Annotated in this window: 4 protein-coding genes; 1 reads left to right on the top strand and 3 read right to left on the bottom strand. The window is 64.0% G+C overall.

Features of this window, described 5'->3' with window-relative positions:
* Positions 1 to 672: metallophosphoesterase (locus WAW39_RS09000; protein ID WP_422317950.1), on the top strand; the 672-nt coding region annotated here is incomplete at its 5' end.
* 47 nt (positions 673 to 719) lie between these two features.
* On the opposite strand, the gene WAW39_RS08995 is transcribed toward WAW39_RS09000, so the two are convergent.
* The 3 genes from WAW39_RS08995 to WAW39_RS08985 form a co-directional block, all read right to left on the bottom strand.
* On the bottom strand, positions 720 to 1,031 hold the full coding sequence (locus WAW39_RS08995; protein WP_422317948.1) for a hypothetical protein: 312 nt from the start codon (positions 1,029 to 1,031) through the stop codon (positions 720 to 722).
* 237 nt (positions 1,032 to 1,268) lie between these two features.
* Positions 1,269 to 1,844, bottom strand: coding sequence for a hypothetical protein (locus WAW39_RS08990; protein ID WP_422317946.1), 576 nt, complete (start codon positions 1,842 to 1,844; stop codon positions 1,269 to 1,271).
* Positions 1,845 to 2,109: 265 nt separating this feature from the next.
* On the bottom strand, positions 2,110 to 3,613 hold a 1,504-nt coding region (locus tag WAW39_RS08985; RefSeq protein ID WP_422317944.1), incomplete at its 5' end, for an acyltransferase family protein.

The following is a 3,613-nucleotide window of genomic DNA, read 5'->3' as shown; positions in this document are numbered from 1 at the left end:
GCCTTGAGCAACGGGCGGCCTGGCGACTATGAGCACTTCGCGCGGCTCATCGCTCCGCTGCGGGAGGCCGGCATGCCCGTGCACCTCACGCTGGGGAATCACGATGACCGCGATGTCTTTTATCAGGTGCTGAATTCGGAGAAGGCCGCGCAGCCACCCGTGGTCTCGCGCCATGTCGGCGTCGTCTCATTGGCCAAGGCGAATCTCTTCCTGCTCGATTCGCTCAAAACCGTGGGGCAGGGCGCTGAGGCCCGTGTCGTCGCGCAGGGGTTGCTCGGCGCGGAGCAGCTGGAGTGGCTGGGCCGCATGCTCGATGCGCACCCCGGCAAGCCCGCGCTCGTCTTTGCCCATCACAATCCCCGCCTCGGCGGCGAGGAAAAGCACTTCCCCGGCGGGCTGGAAGATTCCGAGCCGCTGTGGGAGCTCCTCGTCTCACGCCCGCAGGTGAAGGCTTATGTCCACGGCCACATCCACCATCGGGATCACTTTCAGCATCGCGGCATTCACATCCTGAACACTCCCGCCACCTCCTACGTGTCCAATCCCACCGCCAGCACCACCGGCTGGACGATGGCCCAGCTCACCGATAAGGGCGCGGACTTCACCACGCTGACACACGCGCCAGACCACGCATGGAATGGCAGGGTGGAGAAGGCGGTGTGGCGGGCTTGAGCTCCGCTGCCTCCTGAGGCAGAAGGCGGAGCGGGGTGCGTGGAGGGTTATTCCGCAGACGCCTGCGTCAGAGGTCCCACATGCACGGAGCCTTTTTTATCTCCGGCGTGCCGGATGGCCTGGGCATGGTAGAAGGTGTTGTTGTCCATGCTCTGGTGATCGTAAAGGAAGGGCGTGTACAGCTTCGGACTGTACTGCTGCAGCGCCACGTTGTTGTTCATCACCAGAGGGCCAATGACGCCTGGAGCGGATTCGAGCACCGTGCCGGTGTGAACCATCTGGACCTTGGGGGAATTTGAGCAGGCGGAGAAGCTGGCGGCCAGACCAGTCAGCGCGAGCAGCATAAAATGATGTTTCATGGTGGTAAGTGGTAAGGAGTTGAAGATGGAGTTTGAGACTCTCAGTTCTAACATTGGACACCAAGGGATCGAACCCAGCTCAAAGAACGAGCTTCCGGTCCACCCCCGAACAGAGGGTCAGGGACTCCATTAGCGCCATGCGGCCGGCCGCCGATGTGATCCTCGCCCACCCCTTATCCACCACCTGCTGGCTGCAGCATCAGTCCGGGGCTGCACTCTGGATCAAGGAGGGGGCTGTCAAAGCTCGGCTCCTGCGCCTTTCTTCTCATCCGGGTTCATGACCACGCTGAAATGTTTGGCGACGCATTTCGGACAGATGCCATGGGTGAACTGGGCGGCGGATCGTGAGGCGACGTATTCCTCCATCTGCTGCCATTCGCCCTCTTCATCCCGGATGTCCTTGCAGTAGGCGCAGGTGGGCAGGAGCCCCTCCAGCGTGCGGACGCGGGCGCGCAGAGCCTGGGTTTGCTCAGAGAGCTTGCCGCACAGGAAGGTGATGAAGAAGAGGATCGCGAGCCGGATGATGGCATTGATGATGGCCACGGGCAGCGTGTAGGGGATGCCCCAGGCGTATTGGATGCTGAACCGGATGAGGCACAGGATGGCCCCCAGCCACAGGGCGGTGCGGAGGCCGCAGTTCCACGCCATCAGCGCCACGGGGATCACAAACAGGAAGGGAAAGAAAACAATGGGGCCCGCCAGGAAGTCGCTGCAGGCCATGAGCAGGGCAATGCAAAACAGCACCCGCTTGTCATTCCAAGGATACCGCTCGAAAAAGTATTCCGACGGAGGTTGGGACGGGGGTCCATTCATGGCTGTGGCCGTTTAAGAAACATGGAATAGGTGCTGCACAAGAGCAAAGTCGTACAAGTGACTATGAATCAGTGACTAAGAGAAGGCAATGGATTCCCAAATCTAAACTAGGGCAAGTCATATCGCGATACGATGGAAGCAGATCTGCCTTTGAGCCGGGGAAGCCCGGGCGCTCGAAACAGACGCGGGCGCTCAAAAAGGTTCGCCGTCCTTGAAATGCGGAACGGCAGGAGACGGGGCCCTTTGCCGGTGATGGCTGGCAGTCCTACCTCTCCTCAAACACCCGCTTGAAGAGCGGGCTCAGCAGCTCCGCACCTTCGCGGGTGAGGTGGTGGCTGTCGAAGTAGAGGATCTGGTCGTTTTTCAGGACGCCGTAGAGGCCGCGCGGGTTGAGGAAGAGGTCGGCGGGATCGATGACGGCGGCGCCCATTTGGGCGAGTTCGGCGAAGGTGGGCTCCAGGGCGGCATGGGCCTGCCGGTGCTGCTCCTGGCTGAGACCCAGGGCCTGGAGATCGCCGCCGCGCAGGGCGGTGAGGGCGGCGATGCGGGGGACGTCAAAGCCGGGGGCGGGCACGTCCTTGAGCACGAGCACCTGCGCTCCAGAGGCCATGAGCGTGCGCACGGTGGCGATGAGATCGGCCCGGAACTCGGCGGAGGCGGCAAAGGCGTCCCATTTGGCGGTCATGATCACGTGCGGGATGTGTTCCTTGGAAATGAAGGCCACGACGCTTTCGGCCACCCTGGGCGCGGCTTTGCCGAGGCCGAATTCGCCGGGGCTGATGTAATGCAGCACCGGGGCGGTGGAGTGGAAGCCCGCCAGTACGCCGCGCTGCTGGTGCTGGCGGCAGAGGGTGTCGATGGCCGGGGCGATGGCCATGGCGTGGCTGTCTCCCCAGACGAGGACGCGGATGGGCTGGGTGCCTTTGGCGGAGCCGAGTTCGGTGAAGTTTCCGGCGAGGGCGTTGTCCGGGCTGAGGTTTTCGCGGAAGCCATGGCTGTCCCGGCTGGCGGCGTAGGCCAGGGCGCTGGCGGGGAAGCGCGCGGGGAGGCCCTTAAACGCGGACACGGCGAGGGCCGAGGCGATGAACACACCGGTGACGACGACGGCAAAGGTGAAGATCTGCCGCCGCCCGCTGAGCCAGCGCCGCTGGCGGAAGGGCGTCTCGATCAGCCTCCACGACAGCATGGCGAGCACGAAGCTGGCCAGCAGAAGGCCGATGCGCATGGCGGTGGTGAGTTCATAGGCGGAGAGGTACTTGGCAAACACCAGCAGGGGCCAGTGCCAGAGGTAGAGCGGGTAGGACACCAGCCCGATGAAGACGAAGGGCCGCCACGAGAGCAGCCGCCCCACGGCGGAGAGCCGGGCATCGCTGGAGGCGATGATGAGCCCCGCGCCGAGGCAGGGTGCCAGCGCGGCCACTCCGGGGAAGCGTGTGCTGCCATCAAACCCCAGCACCGCCAGGCCGATGAGCGCGAGGCCGAGCCAGCCGGAGACCTCCTGCACCGATCTGTTTGAAGGGAAGCGCCCGCGATACACCGCCACCAGCACGCCGATGAGGAGCTCCCACGCACGCGCGGGCAGCAGGTAGAAGGCCATACGCTGATTGTGCGAGGAGTAGCTCAGGGCCACGCCGATGACGAGGGAGCCGAGGGCGATGCCCCAGATCCAGCGCTGCCAGGTGCGAGGCCGGGAGCGCACCAGAAAGGTGAGCAGCAGGGGGAAGAGCAGGTAAAACTGCTCCTCCACCGCGAGGGACCAGGTGTGGAGC

The organism is Prosthecobacter sp. (genome assembly GCF_049294395.1).
In the GTDB taxonomy this organism is placed as follows: Bacteria; Verrucomicrobiota; Verrucomicrobiia; order Verrucomicrobiales; family Verrucomicrobiaceae; genus Prosthecobacter.
The sequence above is the reverse complement of the archived record's forward strand: the minus strand, read 5'-3'. Positions and strand labels throughout refer to the sequence as shown.

Bases quoted from the DNA above. Each gene is read 5' to 3' on its own strand.
- WAW39_RS08995 (WP_422317948.1), bottom strand. From the start codon at position 1,031: ATGAAACATCATTTTATGCTGCTCGCGCTGACTGGTCTGGCCGCCAGC.
- WAW39_RS08990 (WP_422317946.1), bottom strand. From the start codon at position 1,844: ATGAATGGACCCCCGTCCCAACCTCCGTCGGAATACTTTTTCGAGCGG.